This is a genomic window from Nocardia blacklockiae (genome assembly GCF_015477355.1).
In the GTDB taxonomy this organism is placed as follows: domain Bacteria; phylum Actinomycetota; class Actinomycetes; order Mycobacteriales; family Mycobacteriaceae; genus Nocardia; species Nocardia blacklockiae.
Genome location: NZ_JADLRJ010000018.1, coordinates 95,075 through 114,354, shown reverse-complemented (window position 1 = coordinate 114,354; position 19,280 = coordinate 95,075). Strand labels below are relative to the sequence as shown.

The window sequence follows — 19,280 nt, the reverse complement described above, 5'->3', positions numbered from 1 at the left end:
CGGGGAGGTTACGGGAGAGCGGTAGCGAAAGGCTGGTTCGGTTCATGTCTGCGACAGTGATTCCCCTGCTGCCCAGAGCCGGTTTCACGGTCCGCCGGGTCGGCGAGCGCTGGGAACTGGTCAACTCGCGCCACTACGGCCGCACCGCCGTGCTGCACACCTGGCCGCGCGATCAGCACACCGAGGCCTTCGAGCACTGCTACCGGCTCAACGGCCGCAGCGTCGAGGAACTGCTGGCCGCTTTCCGCTGAAAAGCGATGCGCCGCAACGATCGAATCGCCTAGCACAACCCGTTCCAGACCTCAAGACGTGCGAGACGCGCACCACGATGGCTATTGTGGCTCACCGTGCGTTATCCCCGCGCCGCCTCGAGCGCCACTCGTCCCACCCGCATGGCCGCCGGTGCCTGTGCCGTCGCCGCCGTACTGATCGCGGGTGCCCCCGTCCTGCAGTCCGCCCCCGCCTCGGCGCTGCCCACCCACCAGAGCTGCGCCGGCGACTGCAATATCGCCGGCCGCATCGCCGCCGTCGACGCCTACCTCGCCGGCCGCCCCGGCACCACGGGTTACGTTGTGCGCGACCGGGTTACCGGCAAGGTGTACAGCAACGGCAACGCGGATTCGCTGTTCTGGACCGCCTCGACGATCAAGCTCGCGATCGCCGAGGACCTGATCAACCGCGCCCGCGTCGGCGCCATCGTGCTGACCCCCGAGGACCGCAACCAGCTGGAGTCCATGCTGGCCACCTCCAACGACAGCGCCGCGGACTTCCTGTGGAACAAGTACGCGGGCCCCGACCGGATGGCCTTCGTCAACGCCTTCCGCGCCAACGGCATGACCGGCCTGACCCCGCAGCCGACCGGCGGCCACCCGTTCCCGGACTGGGGCTTCCTGCAGTGCTCCCCCGCCGACCTGGACCGCGTCATGAACAACGCGCTCGACACCATGCACCCCGACGACCGCGCCTACCTGGTCGACCGCATGCGCAAGGTGGACACCAACCAGCACTGGGGCGTGTGGGGCGCGGGCGCGGACATGCAGCCGGGCCTGAAGAACGGCTGGTCCGACGAGCAGGGCGGCTGGGTGGTCAACTCGGTCGGCTTCGCCGGGCCCGACGAGCGCTTCACGCTGGCGATCATGAACGACGTCGCCGGGCAGGGCGGCTACACCGAGGGCGAGCAGACCACCACCCACGTGGCCGAACTCCTGTTCCGCTGACCCGGGGTCACCGCCGGCGCAGCAGCATCGGCGCGCCGTCGCGCGGGAACGGGATGGTGGTGAATCCCCACGGCATCAGGTAGTCGTCGGGGATTCGCCACTCGTAGTCGCGCACCATGGCGGCCAGGATCACCTTCACCTCCAGCACGCCGAAGTGCATGCCGATGCACTTGTGCGCGCCCGCGCCGAACGGCATCCAGGCCAGCCGGTGCGACTTGTCCTCGCGCCGTTCCGGGGAAAACCGCTCCGGATCGAAACGCGCCGGGTGCGTCCACAATTCGGGCAGGTAGTGGTTGACCGCGTAGGCGACGTCGAGGTGGGTGCCCGCCGGGACGTAGTGCCCCGCGATCTCGGTGTCGCGCACCGCCCGCCGCACCAGCCCCGGCACCGGCGGCACCAGCCGCAGGCTCTCGCGGATCACCAGGTCCAGGGTGGGCAGGTCGTCCAGGTCGCCGATGGCGGGCGGCGCGTCGCCGAGCCGTTCGCGCAGCGCCAGCGCCTCGGCGCGGACGCGCTGCTGCCACTCCGGATGCCGGCCCAGGTAGTAGGCGACCGCGGTGGCGGTGGTGGTCGTGGTGTCGTGTGCGGCCATGATCAGGAAGATCATGTGGTTGACCACGTCGGCGTCGGAGAATGTCGCGCCGTCCTCGGTGCGGGCGTGGCACAGCGCGGAGAAGAAGTCCGCGCCGCCCGACCGGCGCTTGTCCGGCAGCATCCGGGTGAAGTACTCCTCGAGCACCTTGCGCCCGCGCAGCCCGGCCCGCCACGCGCTGCCGGGCACGGGCAGCCGCACCACCGCCAGCGGCGCGTGCGTGCAGTCGAGGAACGCCCGGGCCAGCCGGTCCCGCTCGGGGCCGGTGCGCACGCCCATGAACGTCTCGGCCGCGAGGTCGAGGGTCATGTCCTTGACCGTCGGATACAGCCGCAGCCGCCGCGCGCCGGCGTGCGCCCAGCGCCCGATCGCGGTGTCGACGGCCGGGGCGAGCGCGGCCAGGTGCGTTTCGAGGCGTTCGCGAGTGAACGCCTGCTGCATGATCCGCCGATGGAACATGTGCTCGGAGAACTCCAGCAGCAGAAGTCCGCGCCGGAAGAACGAGCCGATCAGATGGTCCCAGCCCTGTCCGAAGTCGTTGCGGCGCTTGCCCAGTACCTCGTCGACGGCCTGCGGCCCGGCCACCAGCACCCGGTCCACGCCCAGCGAGCGGTTGTAGCTGATCGGGCCGTAGCGGTGGTAGCGGTCCAGCATCTCGGCCGGGCCCCAGCGCAGGTATTGCAGCGAGCGACCGAGGTAGGGCAGGCCGACATCGCCGCGCACCGCTCGGTGCCCGGTGCCGCGCGGCGGCGTGGCCAGGGTCTGCTCGCGCACCGGCAGGCGGCGCAGCGCGCGGTCGATCGGGTGCCGGTCCGGGATTTCGATGAAGCCGAGGTTCTCCCGTTCGGCGGGATGTGCACGCGAGTCGACGCTGACCATGGCAAGCCCTCCTATAAAGTACACCTCGTACATTACCGGTAGAGTAGGGGCTGTGACAAGGGACACATCGCGGCCGCGCGGCCGTCCGCCGGGGCCGCCGCGCGACCCGGACCGGCGGCGAGCGGAGATCCTCGACGCCGCCGAGCGGGTGATCGCGCACGCCGGCACGCACATGACGATCGCACAGGTCGCCGCCGAGGCCGGCTACGCGCGCACCGCCGTGTACGCGGTCTTCCCGGATCTGTCCGCGCTGATCGACGCCCTCGCGCAGCGGCACATGGAGGGCATCATCACCGCCGCCGACGCCGTGCTGGCCCAGCCGCTGCGCGCGCAGCCGCTGCTGCGCGCGCTGGTGCGGCTGATGTGCGACTTCGTCGAGGAGAACCCGAACCTGCACCACGTGATGATGCAGCGCCTGGACAGCGGCGACACCGAGCACCGCCCCTTCTTCACCCGCGTATCCGATTGGGCCACCGCGGTTTTCGACGTCATCCTGCGCCGCCTCGACGCCGATCCCGCGCCCGCGCGGATCTGGGCGACCGCGACCGTCGGCGCGATCCTGATGTCGGCGGAGGCCTGGGCCCAGGACCCGGCGCTCTCGCGCGAGGAGTTCATCGATCGGCTCGCGGCGTTCCTGTGGCCGACGATGGCCGGGGTCGGCGGCGAACGGCTGGTCGGGCCGATCTCCGTCGACGAGCTGGCCGCCGCCCGAGGACTCGCCGACAACGGGAGTTCATCGTGACTGCCCGTGGGTAGCCGACTACCGTAAGGCTGTCGCAAAACCGTACGCCCGGCGAGGAGCGAGATGACTACCGAGACTGTCGCGAACCGGCGCCACCGCGTGGTGGTGATCGGATCCGGCTTCGGCGGCTTGTTCGCGTGCAAGCATCTCAAGCACGCCGACGTCGACGTCGTGCTGATTTCGAAGACGTCCACCCACCTGTTCCAGCCGCTGCTCTACCAGGTGGCCACGGGCATCCTGTCCACCGGCGAGATCGCGCCGGCGACCCGGCTGGTCCTGCGCAAGTACAAGAACGTGCAGGTCATCCTGGGCGAGGTGCACGACATCGACCTGAAGAACCGCACCGTCACCTCGGAGCTGCTGAACGAGGACACCGTCACCTCGTTCGACAGTCTGATCGTCGCGACGGGCGCGCAGCAGTCGTACTTCGGTAACGACCAGTTCGCCACCTACGCGCCCGGCATGAAGACCATCGACGACGCGCTGGAACTGCGCGCCCGCATCCTCGGCTCGTTCGAGGAGGCGGAGCTGGCCAAGACGCAGGAGGCACGCGACCGGTTCATGACCTTCGTGGTGGTCGGCGCGGGGCCCACCGGCGTCGAATTGGCCGGACAGATCGCCGAACTCGCCGATCGCACCCTCGTGGGCACCTTCCGCAACATCGATCCGCGCGACGCCCGGGTCATCCTGCTCGAGGGCGCCGGGGCGGTGCTCGCACCGATGGGGCCGAAGCTGGGCGGGAAGGCGCAGCGGCGACTGGAGAAGATGGGCGTGGAGATCCAGCTCAACGCCATGGTCACCGGTGTCGACGCGCGCGGCGTCACGGTGAAGGACAAGGACGGCAGCGAGCGCCGCATCGAGGCCGCGTGCAAGGTGTGGTCGGCCGGTGTGGCGGCCAGCGGGCTGGGCAAGCTCGTCGCGCAGCAGTCCGAGGGCACCGAGGTGGACCGGGCCGGGCGGGTGATCGTCGAGCCGGACCTGACGGTCAAGGGCTACCCCAACGTCTTCGTCGTCGGCGACCTGATGTCGGTGCCGAACGTGCCCGGCCAGGCGCAGGGCGCGATCCAGGGCGCGACGTACGCCGCCAAGCAGATCAAGGCCGAGCTGGGCGGCAAACAGACTCCCGCGCAACGCAAGCCGTTCAAGTACTTCAACAAGGGCAGCATGGCCACGGTGTCGCGGTACAACGCGGTGTGCCAGATCGGGAAGCTCGAGTTCGGCGGCTTCCTCGCCTGGCTCATCTGGCTGGTGCTGCACCTCTACTACCTGATCGGCTATCGCAGCCGCGCCATCACCGTCTTCCAGTGGTTCGTGGCGTTCATCGGGCGCAACCGCGGGCAGATGGCCGCCACCGAGCAGTGGGTGTTCGCGCGACTGGCCCTGGAGGCGATGAACGGCAACGACGAGGACGGGCGCGAGGTGCGCGCGGAGCTGGGCGGCAAGGGCGCGACGGCGGTCGGGCGCGAGGCCTGACGAACGTCGCAACTCCCGAAGCATTCGGTGCGGATGATTGTGCGGCAGTAAGCGACACGCCGGAGTACCACGCTGCACAGGTTGGCGGGGCGACCGATATTTCCGGTCCAGCAATCGGCTGGTGATCGACAGAGGGCGAGGGTCGGAGCCGACACCTTTGACTCCGGCCCTTCGCTTTTCGCCTGGGCGTTTCGACCGAATTTCAGCTAATAATCAGCTATAGCGCCGGTTTCGGCGTGTCGCCGATTCGACCAATCCACCGGCCCGGCGGATCCGAATGTCGAACGTCGATATTCCCCGGGAGAAAGGTCGCTATGGCCGCAGGCAAACACAGAGCGCCGAATTCGCATCGTCACCGGGTGGGCAACGCCGTCGCGGCGGGCGCGATCCCCCTAGTGCTGGCGGTCGTCGGCACGGGGACCGCCGAAGCCGCACCTTCCGAGCCGGCCCAGGCGGCGCAGCAGGATCAGGCGCCCAGGCAGTGGCCCGCCGCCGAAGCGCCGAACGTGCAGCCCTACGAAGGTCTGAACATCCCCGGCAGCACGCTCACCTCGCTGCAGGACGCGCGGACGATGCCGGACAAGAAGTACCTGGCCCCGGTCGGGTTGCTGCACCCGCCGGTGCCGGTCGCGCCGGTGCCGCCGATCGCGCCGCCGCCGGGCAAGTTCCGGTTCGGCGACGTCCAGATCGACGCGCCCGCGTGGATGGACCGCGAGCAGGCCATCCAGATCAACGACAATGCCGCCCAGGCCGAGGCCAATCTCGCGACCTTCCTCGACTCGGTCGGCATGGAACGCAGCCGTTCCGACCGGATCGCGGGTCAGACCGTCGGTTCCGCCGCCGTGGGCGCGGTCGCGGGTGCGGCGGCGGCAGCGCCGATCGCCCTCACGTCCGGGCTCGTCGGCGGTGTGGTCGGACTGGTGGTCGGCCTGCCGTTCATGCCGGTCGGTGTCGTCGCCGGTCCGGCGATGGGCGCGGCGTTCGGCGCGGGTGTCATCACCGTGCCGGCCGCGGCGATCGGCGCGGCGGCCGGTGCGGCCGTCGGCGCGGTCAACTCGTTCAACGCACCACCGCGCGTCGTCGGCGACTGACCGCCGCGACACGCCCACGGGGCGGGAAACGGCCGACGAAGTCCGCTTCCCGCCCCGCCACCGATCGTCCACCCGTCTCCGCCGCTACGAAATGCCTTGTGCTCGAGCTTGTTTCGCACGCTGCGCGGTCGTCCTCGAGCGGCTCGGTCACACGTCTTGCGAGACGGCGAGCCCGCCCGCGAACCGCTCCACCTGTAGCAACCTCGCCCGAACTCCCGCACCGATCGGGCACAATTGCCGACGATGTCCGATGCGATGCCCGCCTCCGGAAGGGGATGACGGATGGACGGATCGATCTGGGCCGCCGCGCTCGCCGCACTGGTAGTGGTTCTGGCGCTACTCGGGTTGTTGAGCCTGCGGCTGACGCGAGGCAATCGCCGCGGCAGGGATGCACCACAGTCCACCGGGCTATCCGCCGGACCGGGAACGGCACCCTCCGAGCGGCGAACCGAGCACTCCGCCGAGCCGGGCACCGCGCATACCTCGCCGGGCACCGAGTACACAGCCGAGGCAGAGTCCGCGCATTTCGAGCCGCCACCGACTCCGCGTGCGCCCGCGCCCGGCACCGCGACCGATGAGCACGGACGCCCGAAACGCGCCAACCGGATGGCACCTCGCGACGCCATAGAGCGCTGAACTCCGCAGCATGTCCCGGATCGGCCGCGGGTTGCTCGACGCTGTTGCGCTCATATTCGAACGCGATGCCGCCCGGGATCGCTGCGGCTGCACATAACCATGACGTGGGCGAGCTGGCTCAAGGTTCGGTGCGCTCGCCCGCGAGTCGGCGGCCGGACCAGGTGTAGAGCGAGCCGCCAGCCGCGAGCGGCAGTAGTGCCGCATTGAGACCTGTTGTGTGCGCGGGTTTTTCGTCAGGGTAAGTGAGAATGCTGGAGAGAGCGCGGGCGGCGGACAGGGCGTCGTCCGTGGCGGACCCACCGCCGAGTTCCAAGCAGTGCCGCAGCAGCGGGAGAGAATCGACGTCCGCGCTCACCTCGCCGCGCCAGTGGCCGGCATCCTCGCCCGTGCGGCCGATCTGCACGCGCTCGCGCAGCCGCAGCCGGGCGCCCGCGGCGAGCGTCACCGTGGTCACCGCGCGGTGTTCGGCACCGCCCGCCACCACGGTGGGCTCCGGGTCGAAATCCAGCTCGGCGTCCGCCCCCACCTCGAAATGCCAGTGCGCCAGCGATTTCCGCGTCGCCGGTCCCGGCAGCGCGATGGTGGCGGCCACCGAGCGCACCCGCAGCCGCGCGCCCGGCTCGACCACGACGGTGATGTCGAGTTCGTCGCCGCCCAGCGGAGTGGCGGCCGTGCCGATCAGGTGCACCGCGTCCGGGCCGGTGCGGCGCGCGGCCAGCCCGCCGGTGGCCCGGATCTGCGGCAACGCGCCCGCGCGGGCGCGGATCAGCAGCTCAGTGCGCAAGCGCGGTGCTCGGGTCGGCGGCCGCCGCGGCGTCCTGCTCGGCCGCCGCCCGCAACTGTTCGCGCACCCACTCCAGCACCGGCGTGGCGGCCGGATCCTCGGTCAGCGACGTGAAGACGAACGGGCGGCCCTCGCGCACGGCCGCCGAATCCCGTTCCATCACACCGAGATCCGCGCCGACCATCGGCGCCAGATCGGTCTTGTTGATCACCAGCAGATCGGAGAAGGTGACGCCCGGCCCGCCCTTGCGCGGCACCTTGTCGCCGCCCGCCACGTCGACCACGAAGATCTGGGCGTCGATCAGTCCGGAGGAGAAGGTGGCGGTCAGGTTGTCGCCACCGGATTCGACGAGGATCAGATCCAGCGGCGGGTTGGCCTCGATCAGGTCGTCGATGGCGTCGAGGTTCGCGGTGATGTCGTCGCGGATCGCGGTGTGCGGGCAGCCGCCGGTCTGCACGGCCGTGATCCGCTCGTCGGGGAGCACGGCGTGGCGGCGCAGGAAGTCGGCGTCCTCGGTGGTGTAGATGTCGTTGGTCAGCACGGCCAGCGACAGGTCCGCGCGCAGCACCCGGCACAGCGCCGCCACCAGCGCGGTCTTGCCGGACCCGACCGGCCCGCCGATCCCGATCCGCAACGGCTCGCCCGGGGTGCGCGTGCGCCGCGGCCGGTCGTGGGCGTGGTCGTGCGGTTCACCGTCGATCAGATGAGGGGGCATGGACACTCCTTTCCCCCTCATCCTGGCCGACCCGTGTAAACCACGTGTTACCCGGGCGGTCGGCGCGTCGCGCGGCCACGTCGCCGCTTCCCGCACCGACTCCGTCGACTTACGACGCGAACAACGGCATCGGACGGACGACATGGCGTTCGGCGAGCACATCCTGCAGCGGATCCGACAGGGCGGCAAGACCTTTCACCGCCTCGGCGGCGGCGCGGTCGCAGTCCGCGGTGAGCCGGACCGTGCAGGCGGCCACCGCCGCCGGATCGAGCGCCAGCAACCGCTGCGCCGCGGTCGCGGCCCCGGTCATCGTGGTGTAGACGACCACTCCGGCGATCTCCGCGGGCGTGACCCCCGCGACCGTGCCGACCACACCGAACACCGTGGACAGATGCGGACGCGCACCGAGCCCGCCCCACTCCCCCTCGGGCCACACCTGCCGGGCCAGCCGCAGCAAGCCGCGCCCCTGCGCCCGCGAGGCGGCCCGGCCCGCCGGCGCGGGCATGCGCGCGTCCGCCTCGACCTCGGCCCGCGCCACCTCCAGTTCCCCCGCGCACACCGCCGCGGCCAGCGACGCCGCCACCAGCCCCGAGGTCCGCACCCGCCGCCGCAGATAATCCTCCACCGACCCCACATCCCGCAGCACCCCCGAAGCCACCCCCTCCTCCACCCCACCAGAGTGCACATGCCCCCCAACCGGCAACCGCGAGTCCCCCAACGTCAACAACACAGCCAGACTCATCCCCACACTCCCAACCACCACACACCCCGATCCTAAGCACCCCACCCATCACCCCGGCCCCGGCACACGGCTCCAGCGCAGGGAGACGCTACGCACGCGGCGGGAGGCGCACCCGGAACCGCTCGACTCCCGGATACTTCTCCCCGAGTGTGCTCACCTCGAACCCGACCGCCGAGTAGAAACCGACCGACTCGGCATCGGTCTCCGCGACGAGGCCGCGGTCCGGCCATCGCGACCGCAGCTCACCGAGCATGAAGCGCCCTACTCCCGCGCGCCGCCGATGATCTGCCGTCGCGATGTGCAGCACCGTGAGGCTGTCGTGGTAGACGCGAAAACCTATGACGCCCAATAGTTCCGCTATGTCGGTGGCGGCCATCAACGTCGCGTTGTCGCGATAGTGTGCCAAGGCTGTAATGAGCCGCTGACGGTCGCCGCCGATCGCCTGATACAGCAATTCTCCGACCCGCGGATCGTCGGGATTGCCGAGCACGAGGCGAAGTTCCGCTGCGCCGGTCACCGCTCGAACTCTACGGTGCAGACGGCACGGCGGCACGGACCTCTCGATCTCGTCGAGGCGATCCGCGATGTGGATTCGCGCACGGTGTTGACCTGAACCTATGTGGAGGTTGCAGGGTGGTTTCATGCATGCGATACGTCTTCATGCCTTCGGGCCTGCCGAGAACCTGCGTTATGAGATTGTCGATGACCCGGAGCCGGGGCCGGGGCAGGTGCGGATTGCCGTGGCGGCGGCGGGTGTGCATTTCGTCGACACGTCGATTCGCAGTGGGGAAGCCGGGCCGTTCCCGCTGCCGGAGTTGCCGACCGTGCCTGGGCGGGAGGTTGCCGGAACCGTCGACCGGCTCGGTTCCGGGGTGGACGAGAAGTGGCTCGGGGCGACGGTTGTCGCGCATCTCGGGGTGGTGCCGGGCGGGTATGCCGAGCTGGCAGTCGCGAAAGTTGAACAGCTGCACGAGATTCCGGGAGGGCTGGATCCGGCCGCGGCGGTCGCCATGATCGGGACCGGTCGCACCACCCTCGGCATCCTCCAGTTCGCCACACTGCGGGCGGGCGACCTCGCGATCGTGACGGCCGCGGCCGGGGGCATCGGCACCCTGTTGGTGCAATATCTGAAGAACGCCGGACTGACGGTCGTCGGCCTGGCGGGCGGCCCCGGCAAGACGGAGGTGGTAGCGGCCAACGGCGCGGACCTGGCCCTCGACTACCGGAAGTCCGACTGGGCGCAGGCGATCCGCGAGCGCTTCGGAGAGCGCCCGGCAGCCCTGCTGTTCGACGGCGTCGGCGGCGAAACCGCCCGCACCGCAACGGATCTGCTCGCCAAGGGTGGCACCCGACTGATCTTCGGCTGGAGCAGCGGCACCCCGCTGGAACTCGACGAGAGCTACCTCGCCGAGCGCGGCATCGCCGACGAGCACACCCTCGGCCCCAAGATGCTCGACCGCGCGGGCGGCCTCCGCAACCTGGAGACCCGCGCCCTCACCGAGGCCGCCACCGGACGGTTACATCCCGCGATCCAGCGCTTCCCCCTCGCCGAGGCCGCCGCGGCACACCACGCGCTGGAAACCCGCGCGACGATCGGCAAGGTGATCCTCGTGCCGTGAGACGGCGATCAGGCCCCGCCCGCACCGCATTCGGCGTGCTCGCTCTCGGCCGCCGGCTTGCGGGTCCGCGCCGCCAGCAGCGCGACCACCGCCATGACCAGTAGCAGCGCCGCGCCGACGGTCGTCCCCACGTGCATCCCGTCGACGAACGACGCGCGCGCGGCACGCACCAGCGCGTCGTCGTCCCCGGCCCGCACGATGGTCTCGCCGAGGGTCTCCGCGAACTCGCCGCCGGACCGGAACACCAGTGCCGCAAGCGATCCCAGCAGCGCCAGGCCCAGCGCGTTGCCCAGTTCGAAACTCGTCTCCGAGATGCCCACCGCGGAACCGGCGCGCTCGGGCGGCACCGAGGCCACCGACACCTCGGACACCAGGGTGAACACGATGCCGTAGCCGAGGCCCGCCACCGTGGAACCGGCCACGTACCAACCGATTCCGCCGTCCACGCCGATGCCGAGCAGCATCAGGTTGCCGATCCCGGCCGCGCTCAGCGCCAGCACGAACGACGTGCGAGTGCCCAGCAGCCCGGCCACCCGGGCCCCGCCCATCGCCATCACGAAGACCACCACCGCGGCCGGGATGCCGAGCAGCGCCGCGCCGAGGGCGTCGCGCCCGGCCACCGACTGGAGGTACACGCTGGTCAGATAGCTCATCCCGGCCAGCGACAGCATGCCGATCGTGCTGGACCCGATGGCGACGGAGAACAGCCCGCGCCGGAACAGGCTCAGGTCGAGCAGCGGTTCGGCCAGCTGCCGCTGCCGCCGCACGAACAGCACCAGCACCACCGCGCCGAACACGCCCGCCACCACGACCTCGGCGTCGATGCCGTCGGCGGCGGCCCGCTTCACCGCGTACACCGCGGGCAGGATGCCGCCGATCGACATCGCCACGCTGAGCAGATCCAGGGGACCGCGCCCGCCGTCGCGATGTTCGGGCAGCACGAACGGCCCGGCGATCAGCAGCACCAGCAGCACCGGCGTATTGATCAGAAACACCGCGCCCCACCAGAAGTTGTGCAGCAGCAGGCCGCCGATGACCGGCCCGACCGCCGACCCGCCGGCGAAGAACGCGGTCCACACGCCGATCGCGGTGCCGCGGGTGCGCGGATCCGGGAACAGGCTCGAGATCAGCGCCAGGCTCGACGGCAGCAGCGTGGCGCCGCCGATCCCCATCAGCGCCCGCGCCGCGATCAGCACACCGGCGCTGGGCGCGAACGCCGCCAGCACCGACGCGGCCCCGAACACGCTCGCCCCGGCCAGCAAAATGTTGCGCCGCCCGATGCGGTCGCCCAGATTGCCCATCGTGATCAGCAGCCCGGCGATCAGGAAGCCGTAGATGTCGAGGATCCACAGCTGCTCGGTCGCGCTCGGATCCAGCTGGGCGGTGAGCGTCGGCATCGCCAGGAACAGCACCGACATGTCCATCGACACCAGCAGCACCGGCAGTGTCAGCACAGCGAGTCCGAGCCAGGCACGCCGCGATGTCGTGTTCTCCCGGGTGTCGACGCCCACCATCACCTATCCTTCGATCGTGCGTACGACGTACGCGAGCAAACTGGGTACAGCGTACGCATGCCGCCGTGAAAACGAAAGCGAGTTATTCGTGACCGACCTCAAGCTGACCCGGGCGGCCATCGTGGACGCGGCCCTCGCCCTGGCCGACGAGTCCGGCCTGGACGCGCTGTCCATGCGGCGGATCGCCGAGCGCATGGGCGTCGGCGCGATGTCGCTGTACCGGCACGTCCCGAACAAGGACGCGCTGCTGGCGGCGATGACCGACGAGGTGGCCCGCCGCAACCCCTATCCACCCCCACAATCGCAGTGGACCTGGCGCGACCGCGTGCGCATCGCCGCCGACATCGATTGGCAGCTCTACCAGCAACATCCGTGGGTGCTGTTCACCTTCGCGGTGCCGCGCTACAACTTCGGCCCGCACAGCCTGGCCTGCCTGGCCTGGCTGGTGGAGGGATTCGGCGAGCTGACCGGCGACCGGCGCGAGGCCACCCGGATGGCGCTGTCGGTGTGGAGCTACATCGCCGGCATCGCGTTGCAGCAGGTGAGCGCCGACATGCTGGCCAAGCGCGACTCCGAGCAGGAGGAGGTGTCGGGCCTCACCGCGCTGCTGGAGGGCACTCCGCGCTGGCCCTCGCCGCCGGCGCTGGTGCCTTTGGAAGGCACCGGCAGCGGCGACCTGCTGGACCCCGAACGCCTCCTGCACGCCGGCTTGACGGCACTGTGCGACGGGTTCGCCGCGCAGCGGTGAGCGGGGCACCGATGAATTCGGCGGGCGGGCGGCGTCTCTACGGGTGCACTGCGCCGTCCGCACGAGGGGTCGGGCGGCGACGACTCACCGATTCCCGAGGAGATGCACCATGCCATCCGGTTTCGCCCAGGGCGCGCCCTGTTGGTTCGACGTGTCCGCACCCGACGTCGCGGCAGCCGCCGAGTTCTATACCGGGCTGTTCGGCTGGACCGCCCTCGACACGGGGCCGGAGAGCCGCCACTACACCGTGTTGCTCCAGGACGACGCCCGCGTCGCCGGCATCGCCGCGGCCGACGCCGACGCCCCCGGCTGGCTGCCGTACTTCGCGGTGACCGACGTCCGCGCGACCGTGGCGGCCGCGCTCGGCGCGGGCGGCTCGGCACGCTGTGAATTCGCCGATATCCCCGGGCAATTGGAGTTCGCCGTCCTCGCCGACCCGGACGGCGCGGCCTACGGGGTCAGCCACCTCACCGGCCACCCCGGCACCGAGCGCTGGTCGCAGCCGAACAACCCGTGCTGGGTGCAGTACACGGCGGTCGGCGCGCCCGCCGACGCGATGGCCCACTACGCGACGACCCTGGGCTGGACCTACCGCAACGCCGCGTGGGAGCAGTCGACCGACAAGCCCTACCAGGCGCTGACCACCGGCGCGGGCGGCGGCGAATTCGGCGGTGCCGCCGCGGCCCGGCCCGGCGAACCGGCCCCGTTCTGGGCGATGACGATCCACGTCCCGGACTGCGACGCCACGGTGGCCCGCGCCGTCGAGCTCGGCGGCAAGGTGGTGAGCGAGCCCGCCGACATGCCCGGCCCGACCCGCATCGCCGTACTCGCCGACCCCGCCGGGGCGACCTTCGCGCTCATGGCCATGGGCCACCGCTGACGCGCGAATCCGCCTGCGCGCCTTACCTATTCGGGTAGAAGCTGCGCCCGGCGGGCCCGCCGGACACCGACCACACCTCGACGATGCGGCCGTCGACGAAGCGCAGGATGTCGGTGCCGCTGACGTCCATCTCACCGTCGGGCGTGGGCCGCCGCGCCCCGTACGGCCGGGCCACCGAACCCGTACGGGGACCGTGCATTTCGATGATCGGCTCCCCTTGCGTCTCGTACTTCAGGCCCGGCCGTTCGGCCCGGAACGCCGCGATCCGCTGCGCCAGGGCCTGCGGGTCGCGGATGCTGTCGAACACCTCCGCGCCGGGTTGCGCGTAGCGCAAGGTGAACTCCGGGGCGAGGATCCGCTCCGCGACGTCGAGGTCGCCGTTCCACAGTTCCGTCCATCGATCGAACAGTTCGATGCCGAACTCGCGCATGCCATCTCCATAGTCTCATTGATACGGTCTCTTGGATATGAAGCTATAGTCTCACCGAGACGGTGTCAACGGGAAGGACGACGGGCATGCCCGAACCGGGGCCGCAGGACCACATCGTGCTCGGGTTGATCGCCCGGCACGGGCCGCTCACGCCGTACGAGCTGAAGGCCCGGATGGAGGAGAGCGTCGACTACTTCTGGCCGGTGCCGCACGCGCAGCTCTATCGCGTGCCGGTGCGGCTCGCCGAACAGGGCCTGCTGCGCGAGGAGGCCGAGGAGACCGGGCGGCGGCGGCGCGTATTCCACCTCACCCCCGCCGGGCGCGCGGCGCTGCGGCGCTGGCTGGCCGAGCCGCGCACCCCGCCGCCGGAGACCCGGGATCCGGCGCAACTGAAACTGTTCTTCGCCGATCTGGGCGAGCCCGGCGACGTGGTGGCGCTCGCCCGCGGCCAGGCCGCGGAGCACCGCCGCTTGCTGGAGCTGTATCGCGGGCTACAGGCGGAGATCGACCCGGACGACAGCGTCCGGGCCGAATCTCGTTCGCGCATCCTGGAACTCGCGGTCAGGCACGAGCAGGCGTATGTGGATTTCTGGACGGATCTGGCGCGCGACCCGCGCCGCGCGCCCGAACGGAAGTGACGCTCAGCCGGTGACGACCGCGTAGGCGAAGCCGTCCCAGCCCTTGCCGCCGACGGTCTGCAGGGCCGTCGCGGTCACCCGCGGCTCGGCGGCGAGCAGTTCGAGCACCTCGCGGCTGGCCCGCGCGGCGGCGTCGGCCGCGCCCGGGTCGGCGATGGCGCCGTGCCGGACGACGTTGTCGACGATGAGCACCGCGCCGGGACGGCTCAGGCGCAGCGCCCACTGGACGTAGTTCGAGTTGTTGACCTTGTCGGCGTCGATGAACACCAGGTCGAACGGCTCGAGCCGCTCCTCGGCGAGCACCGGCAGGCTGTCCAGCGCCGGGCCGACCCGGATGTCGACCCGCTCGCCGACGCCCTTGCCGTCCAGGTTCTTCCGCGCCACCTCGGCGTGCCGGGGTTCGAACTCCAGGGTCACGACCCAGCCCTGCGGACCGACCGCCCGCGCGAGCCACAGCGTGCTGTACCCGCCGAGCGTCCCGATCTCGAGCACCCGCCGCGCCCCGATCGAGAGGGCCGTCAGGTACAGGAACTTGCCCTGCGTCGGAGACACGTCGATGGCGGGCAGCCCGGCCGCCGCGTTCTCCGCCAGCACGTCGCCGTCTTCACCCCCGACCAGCGTGTCCACGAGATAGCGGTCCACCTCACCCCATGCGGCATTCGTCATACCGGCCAGTCTGCCACCGGCGGCGCGGGTCGGCTCAGAACAGGAAATACCGTTGCGCCATCGGCAGTTCGGTGGCGGGATCCTCGGCCCAGACCTCGCCGTCGACCCGGACGGTGAAGGTGTCGGGTTCGACCTCGATGCGCGGCATGGCGTCGTTGTGCGGCAGATCGGATTTGGTGCGCTTGCGCACGTCGGCCACCGGCACCAGCTTGCGGTGCACCCGCAGCCGCTCGGCCAGGCCCGCCTCGACCGCCTGCGGCGAGACGAAATGCAGCGAGGTCCCGGCCGCCACGGCGGGGGCCGCGCCGAACATCGGGCGCGGCAGCACCGGCTGCGGGGTCGGGATGGAGGCGTTGGCGTCACCCATCGCCGCCCACGCGATGGCGCCGCCCTTGAGCACCGCGTGCGGGCGCACCCCGAAGAACGCCGGTTCCCACAGCACCAGATCCGCCAGCTTGCCCACCTCGATCGAGCCGATCTCGTGGTCCAGGCCGTGGGTCACCGCCGGGCAGATGGTGTATTTGGCGACGTAGCGGCGCACGCGCAGATTGTCGGCCGCGCCGTCGCCGGGCAGCGCGCCGCGGCGGCGCTTCATCATGTGCGCGGTCTGCCAGGTGCGCATCACCACCTCGCCGACGCGGCCCATCGCCTGCGAGTCGCTGCCGATCATCGAGATGGCGCCCAGGTCGTGCAGCAGGTCCTCGGCCGCGATGGTCGAGGGCCGGATGCGGCTCTCGGCGAAGGCCAGGTCCTCGGGGATCGCGGGATTGAGGTGATGGCACACCATGAGCATGTCCAGATGCTCGTCGAGGGTGTTGACGGTGTGCGGGCGGGTCGGGTTGGTGGAGCTGGGCATCACGTTGGGATGCGCGGCGACGGTGATGATGTCGGGCGCGTGACCGCCGCCCGCGCCCTCGGTGTGGTACGAGTGGATGGCCCGGCCGGCGATCGCGGCCAGGGTGTCCTCGACGAAACCGGCCTCGTTCAGCGTGTCCGAGTGCAGCGCGACCTGAACGCCCGCCGCGTCGGCGACGGTGAGCGCGGCATCGATCGCCGCCGGGGTGGTCCCCCAGTCCTCGTGCAGCTTGAAACCGCCCGCGCCGCCGCGCAATTGCTCCCACAGCGACTCGTGCCGCACGGTGTTGCCCTTGCCCAGCAGCAGGATGTTCACCGGCCAGCCGTCGGTGGCCTCGAGCATCCGGCCCAGGTGCCAGGCGCCCGGGGTGACCGTGGTGGCCTTGCTGCCCTCGGCCGGTCCGGTGCCGCCGCCGATCAGGGTGGTGATGCCGCTGCCCAGCGCCTCGTCCAGCAGCTGCGGGCAGATGAAGTGCACGTGGCAGTCGATGGCGCCCGCGGTGACGATGCGCCCGTTGCCCGCGATGATCTCGGTCGAGGGCCCCACCACCAGATCGGGGTGCACACCGTCCATGATCTCCGGGTTGCCCGCCTTGCCGATGGCGCGGATGCGGCCGTCGCGAATGCCGATGTCGGCCTTGATGATTCCCCAGTGATCCACGATGACGACGCCGGTGATCACCGTATCGGGGGTACCCTCGGCGCGGGTGGCGCGGGCCTGGCCCATGGATTCGCGCAGCACCTTGCCGCCGCCGAAGACGGCCTCGTCGCCCGCGGAACCCGGTCCGCCGCTGCGGTCCTCGGTGATCTCGATCAGTAGATCGGTGTCGGCCAGGCGGATTCGGTCGCCGGTGGTCGGGCCGAACAGCTCGGCGTAGCGCGCGCGGGTCAGCTCGTTCACAGCGCACCGTCCACGATGCCGCGTTCGGTGGACCCCGACCAGCCGGGCGGCGGCGGAATGTCCAGGGGGCCGGGGGCATTCAGGCTGATGCCGTATACCTCGCGGGAGCCGCCCAGCGGCACCAGCGAGACCCGTTGCCCCAGACCGGGTTCGAAGCGCACCGCGGTTCCGGCGGGGATGTCGAGGCGGTGGCCGTGAGCGGCCTCGCGGTCGAATTCGAGGGCGGCGTTGGCCTGCGGGAAGTGCACGTGGCTGCCGACCTGCACGGGCCGGTCGCCGGTGTTCACCACGTCGAGTTCGAGCCGGTCGGCCCCCGCGTTGATCTCGACGACGCCCTCGCCGTAGAGGATCTCGCCCGGCACCACGCCGGAGTTCCGCTGTGCCATGGTCACCTCAGCCGATCGGGTGGTGCACGGTGACGAGTTTGGTCCCGTCCGGGAAGGTCGCCTCCACCTGCACGTCGTGGATCATCTCCGGGACGCCGTCCATGACGTCCTCGCGCCCGAGCACGGTGCGGCCTGACGCCATCAGCTCGGCCACCGTGCGGCCGTCGCGGGCGCCCTCGAGCACGTGGTCGGTGATGATGGCGACCGCCTCGGGGTGGTTGAGCCGCAGCCCGCGCTCGCGGCGGCGGCGCGCGAGTTCGGCCGCGTAGCTGAGCATCAGCCGTTCCTGCTCGTGCGGCGACAATCGCATCGGTGCTCCTCGGCGGATCGGACGGGTGCGGGTCATTCTGGCACGGGCGCACCGGGAGCGCCGCGCGGCGGCCCGAGCCGAGCCACCACCGCCGCGCTCCGCCCCGCCGCGGGCCTACTCCGCGGCGGCCGCCAGGTTCTGCAGGCGCACCTGGCCCCGGGCCACCACGCGGTCCTCCTCGTCGGTGATCACGACCTGCCACAGCTGCTGGAGGCGGCCGCGGTGCAGCGGGGTGGCCTCGCCGCGCAGGGTGCCCTCGCGCACCGCGCGCAGGAAGTCGGTGTTGTTGTTGACACCCACGACCGTGCCGCGCTCGCCGAACCAGACGCCGCCGCCGACGCTGGCCAGCGTCTCGATCACCGTGCAGTAGACGCCGCCGTTGACGATCCCGGCCGGCTGGTGCAGCTGCGGGGACACCGTCCACTGGCCCGCCACACGGTCCGGGCCGAGTTCGGTGTACTTCAGTCCGATCAGGTCGGTGAAGGTGCCCTCGCTGTGGCGGGTCATGAGTTCGGGGGTCATGTCCGCCAGCGAGCGGACGTCGGGCTGGTCACGCTGGGTCATACCGAAAACAGTGGCACAGCCCGCGAATCGCGCGGCTTCCGGGTCGCGCACCTGCGGGAACAGAGCGGCGGGCCCCACGTGCGATACGTGGAGCCCGCCGCGGCACAGGATCGGGAGTCGACCGCAGCCCTCGGGACTCTCGGCGATCCGGACGCCGAATTCGAGTGTAGGCGAGGCTTACCTAACTAAGCAAGCGCGACGCACCGGCATGCCGCGTTCTTCCATCGCCGCCAGCAGCGCCTGCCCGCGCGCGGCGCCGAGCGAGGAGGAGGTGCGCGCCAGATCCGGGACGTAGGTGGCCGCGCCGACGACGGTCTCGCCGACCAGCGCCCAGAACCGCCGCGCGCTCAGCCCCGCGCAGCGGAACATGCTGTGCTGCACCAGCAGCAGCGGCCCCTCGCAGCGATGCGCCAGCCACACCGACATCGCGCGCTCGCACGGCAGCGTCACCACACCGGGGCCGTCGGCCAGCCGGTCGCCGTCGATCACGCGAATCGTGGTGTCGGCCAAGCCCGCCCAGTCGATGCCGCCGTCGTTGTCGGTGTGCACCCACAGGTTCTCGAGCCCGGGGTCCCACGCCCGGCCCTCGGCCACCAGCAGCGCCACCACCCGGCCGACCACGGTGTGAATCAGCGCGGTGGCAACGACTTCCGCGGCGATGTCGGCGCTGATCATCTCCGCGGCGTGGCGGCGGTACATCAGATCGATGCGGCCCTCGCGCACGCCGTCGGCGAGCCGCCACCAGCGCCGCCGGCCCTGATCGGCCATCGCCGCCACGGCGTAGACCCGCGGATGTTCCGGCTGTAGCGCGCGCAGCCGGGCACACGCATATCCGAACGCCTCGTCGGAACGGCGGGCCGTACTGGCAGTCATCGGTTCGGACATCGAACCTCCTCGT

General features: G+C 71.0%; 22 protein-coding genes. 9 read left to right on the top strand and 13 right to left on the bottom strand.

What is annotated here, in order from left to right:
• Positions 1-44: 44 nt before the first annotated feature.
• Complete coding sequence (locus tag IU476_RS33280) at positions 45-251, top strand: hypothetical protein (protein ID WP_195106292.1); 207 nt, start codon at positions 45-47, stop codon at positions 249-251.
• 96 nt (positions 252-347) lie between these two features.
• Positions 348-1,217, top strand: a complete 870-nt coding sequence (locus IU476_RS33275; protein ID WP_324194527.1) for a serine hydrolase — start codon at positions 348-350, stop codon at positions 1,215-1,217.
• Positions 1,218-1,224: 7 nt separating this feature from the next.
• On the opposite strand, the gene IU476_RS33270 is transcribed toward IU476_RS33275, so the two are convergent.
• Positions 1,225-2,688: a cytochrome P450 gene (locus IU476_RS33270; RefSeq protein ID WP_195106291.1), complete on the bottom strand. Its 1,464-nt coding sequence runs from the start codon at positions 2,686-2,688 to the stop codon at positions 1,225-1,227.
• A 52-nt stretch (positions 2,689-2,740) separates the two neighbouring features.
• On the opposite strand from IU476_RS33270, the gene IU476_RS33265 reads away from it, so the two are divergent.
• The 3 genes from IU476_RS33265 (at position 2,741) to IU476_RS33255 (ending at position 5,994) form a co-directional block, all read left to right on the top strand.
• The gene (locus IU476_RS33265) at positions 2,741-3,430 is read left to right on the top strand and encodes a TetR/AcrR family transcriptional regulator (protein WP_195106290.1); all 690 of its coding nucleotides are present in this window, start codon (positions 2,741-2,743) and stop codon (positions 3,428-3,430) included.
• Positions 3,431-3,493: 63 nt separating this feature from the next.
• The gene (locus IU476_RS33260; protein WP_195106289.1) at positions 3,494-4,903 is read left to right on the top strand and encodes an NAD(P)/FAD-dependent oxidoreductase; all 1,410 of its coding nucleotides are present in this window, start codon (positions 3,494-3,496) and stop codon (positions 4,901-4,903) included.
• Positions 4,904-5,262: 359 nt separating this feature from the next.
• Positions 5,263-5,994 (top strand): hypothetical protein, encoded by a 732-nt coding sequence (locus IU476_RS33255; RefSeq protein WP_324194526.1) that lies wholly within the window; start codon positions 5,263-5,265, stop codon positions 5,992-5,994.
• 754 nt (positions 5,995-6,748) lie between these two features.
• Here IU476_RS33255 and IU476_RS33250 read toward each other — a convergent pair.
• The 4 genes from IU476_RS33250 to IU476_RS33235 form a co-directional block, all read right to left on the bottom strand.
• Positions 6,749-7,414: an urease accessory protein UreD gene (locus tag IU476_RS33250; RefSeq protein ID WP_195106287.1), complete on the bottom strand. Its 666-nt coding sequence runs from the start codon at positions 7,412-7,414 to the stop codon at positions 6,749-6,751.
• Positions 7,404-8,129, bottom strand: a complete 726-nt coding sequence (gene ureG, locus IU476_RS33245; protein ID WP_195106286.1) for an urease accessory protein UreG — start codon at positions 8,127-8,129, stop codon at positions 7,404-7,406. Before ureG ends, IU476_RS33250 begins: the two co-directional genes overlap by 11 nt.
• A gap of 109 nt (positions 8,130-8,238) precedes the next feature.
• The gene (locus IU476_RS33240) at positions 8,239-8,871 is read right to left on the bottom strand and encodes an urease accessory protein UreF (RefSeq protein WP_195106285.1); all 633 of its coding nucleotides are present in this window, start codon (positions 8,869-8,871) and stop codon (positions 8,239-8,241) included.
• Between the two features lie 88 nt (positions 8,872-8,959).
• Positions 8,960-9,388 carry a GNAT family N-acetyltransferase gene (locus IU476_RS33235; protein WP_195106284.1) on the bottom strand — a complete coding sequence of 143 codons (429 nt, stop codon included), beginning with the start codon at positions 9,386-9,388 and terminating at the stop codon, positions 8,960-8,962.
• A 124-nt stretch (positions 9,389-9,512) separates the two neighbouring features.
• Between IU476_RS33235 and IU476_RS33230 the strand changes: the two genes are divergently transcribed.
• A complete protein-coding gene (locus IU476_RS33230; RefSeq protein ID WP_195106283.1) occupies positions 9,513-10,490 on the top strand; it encodes a zinc-binding dehydrogenase in 978 nt (325 codons plus the stop codon).
• A gap of 8 nt (positions 10,491-10,498) precedes the next feature.
• Here the strand turns inward: IU476_RS33230 and IU476_RS33225 are convergent, their stop codons facing one another.
• Positions 10,499-12,004, bottom strand: coding sequence for an MFS transporter (locus tag IU476_RS33225; RefSeq protein ID WP_195106282.1), 1,506 nt, complete (start codon positions 12,002-12,004; stop codon positions 10,499-10,501).
• Between the two features lie 88 nt (positions 12,005-12,092).
• Here IU476_RS33225 and IU476_RS33220 point away from each other — a divergent pair, with 88 nt between their 5' ends.
• Positions 12,093-12,752: a TetR/AcrR family transcriptional regulator gene (locus IU476_RS33220; RefSeq protein ID WP_195106281.1), complete on the top strand. Its 660-nt coding sequence runs from the start codon at positions 12,093-12,095 to the stop codon at positions 12,750-12,752.
• Between the two features lie 109 nt (positions 12,753-12,861).
• Positions 12,862-13,632 carry a VOC family protein gene (locus IU476_RS33215; protein ID WP_195106280.1) on the top strand — a complete coding sequence of 257 codons (771 nt, stop codon included), beginning with the start codon at positions 12,862-12,864 and terminating at the stop codon, positions 13,630-13,632.
• 22 nt (positions 13,633-13,654) lie between these two features.
• Here IU476_RS33215 and IU476_RS33210 read toward each other — a convergent pair whose 3' ends face one another.
• A complete protein-coding gene (locus IU476_RS33210) occupies positions 13,655-14,062 on the bottom strand; it encodes a nuclear transport factor 2 family protein (RefSeq protein WP_195106279.1) in 408 nt (135 codons plus the stop codon).
• A gap of 86 nt (positions 14,063-14,148) precedes the next feature.
• On the opposite strand from IU476_RS33210, the gene IU476_RS33205 reads away from it, so the two are divergent.
• Positions 14,149-14,700, top strand: a complete 552-nt coding sequence (locus IU476_RS33205) for a PadR family transcriptional regulator (RefSeq protein WP_195106278.1) — start codon at positions 14,149-14,151, stop codon at positions 14,698-14,700.
• Between the two features lie 3 nt (positions 14,701-14,703).
• On the opposite strand, the gene IU476_RS33200 is transcribed toward IU476_RS33205, so the two are convergent.
• The 6 genes from IU476_RS33200 to IU476_RS33175 form a co-directional block, all read right to left on the bottom strand.
• Positions 14,704-15,366, bottom strand: coding sequence for an O-methyltransferase (locus tag IU476_RS33200; protein WP_195106277.1), 663 nt, complete (start codon positions 15,364-15,366; stop codon positions 14,704-14,706).
• A 34-nt stretch (positions 15,367-15,400) separates the two neighbouring features.
• Positions 15,401-17,122 carry an urease subunit alpha gene (locus IU476_RS33195; protein WP_195106276.1) on the bottom strand — a complete coding sequence of 574 codons (1,722 nt, stop codon included), beginning with the start codon at positions 17,120-17,122 and terminating at the stop codon, positions 15,401-15,403.
• A complete protein-coding gene (locus tag IU476_RS33190) occupies positions 17,119-17,487 on the bottom strand; it encodes an urease subunit beta (RefSeq protein WP_195106315.1) in 369 nt (122 codons plus the stop codon). Before IU476_RS33190 ends, IU476_RS33195 begins: the two co-directional genes overlap by 4 nt.
• A 28-nt stretch (positions 17,488-17,515) precedes the next feature.
• Positions 17,516-17,818 (bottom strand): urease subunit gamma, encoded by a 303-nt coding sequence (locus IU476_RS33185; protein WP_195106275.1) that lies wholly within the window; start codon positions 17,816-17,818, stop codon positions 17,516-17,518.
• Positions 17,819-17,932: 114 nt separating this feature from the next.
• Positions 17,933-18,340, bottom strand: a complete 408-nt coding sequence (locus IU476_RS33180) for a PaaI family thioesterase (protein ID WP_228824729.1) — start codon at positions 18,338-18,340, stop codon at positions 17,933-17,935.
• Positions 18,341-18,559: 219 nt separating this feature from the next.
• On the bottom strand, positions 18,560-19,267 hold the full coding sequence (locus IU476_RS33175) for a hypothetical protein (RefSeq protein ID WP_195106273.1): 708 nt from the start codon (positions 19,265-19,267) through the stop codon (positions 18,560-18,562).
• Positions 19,268-19,280 lie beyond the last annotated feature (13 nt).

Excerpts from the sequence above, each read along its gene's own strand:
- IU476_RS33280 (WP_195106292.1), top strand. The coding sequence starts at position 45 with ATGTCTGCGACAGTGATTCCCCTGCTGCCCAGAGCCGGTTTCACGGTC.
- IU476_RS33270 (WP_195106291.1), bottom strand. The coding sequence starts at position 2,688 with ATGGTCAGCGTCGACTCGCGTGCACATCCCGCCGAACGGGAGAACCTC.
- IU476_RS33180 (WP_228824729.1), bottom strand. The coding sequence starts at position 18,340 with ATGACCCCCGAACTCATGACCCGCCACAGCGAGGGCACCTTCACCGAC.
- IU476_RS33205 (WP_195106278.1), top strand. The coding sequence starts at position 14,149 with ATGCCCGAACCGGGGCCGCAGGACCACATCGTGCTCGGGTTGATCGCC.
- IU476_RS33260 (WP_195106289.1), top strand. The coding sequence starts at position 3,494 with ATGACTACCGAGACTGTCGCGAACCGGCGCCACCGCGTGGTGGTGATC.
- IU476_RS33215 (WP_195106280.1), top strand. The coding sequence starts at position 12,862 with ATGCCATCCGGTTTCGCCCAGGGCGCGCCCTGTTGGTTCGACGTGTCC.
- IU476_RS33225 (WP_195106282.1), bottom strand. The coding sequence starts at position 12,004 with ATGGTGGGCGTCGACACCCGGGAGAACACGACATCGCGGCGTGCCTGG.
- IU476_RS33240 (WP_195106285.1), bottom strand. The coding sequence starts at position 8,871 with ATGAGTCTGGCTGTGTTGTTGACGTTGGGGGACTCGCGGTTGCCGGTT.
- IU476_RS33210 (WP_195106279.1), bottom strand. The coding sequence starts at position 14,062 with ATGCGCGAGTTCGGCATCGAACTGTTCGATCGATGGACGGAACTGTGG.
- ureG (WP_195106286.1), bottom strand. The coding sequence starts at position 8,129 with ATGCCCCCTCATCTGATCGACGGTGAACCGCACGACCACGCCCACGAC.
- IU476_RS33200 (WP_195106277.1), bottom strand. The coding sequence starts at position 15,366 with ATGACGAATGCCGCATGGGGTGAGGTGGACCGCTATCTCGTGGACACG.
- IU476_RS33230 (WP_195106283.1), top strand. The coding sequence starts at position 9,513 with ATGCATGCGATACGTCTTCATGCCTTCGGGCCTGCCGAGAACCTGCGT.
- IU476_RS33175 (WP_195106273.1), bottom strand. The coding sequence starts at position 19,267 with ATGTCCGAACCGATGACTGCCAGTACGGCCCGCCGTTCCGACGAGGCG.
- IU476_RS33185 (WP_195106275.1), bottom strand. The coding sequence starts at position 17,818 with ATGCGATTGTCGCCGCACGAGCAGGAACGGCTGATGCTCAGCTACGCG.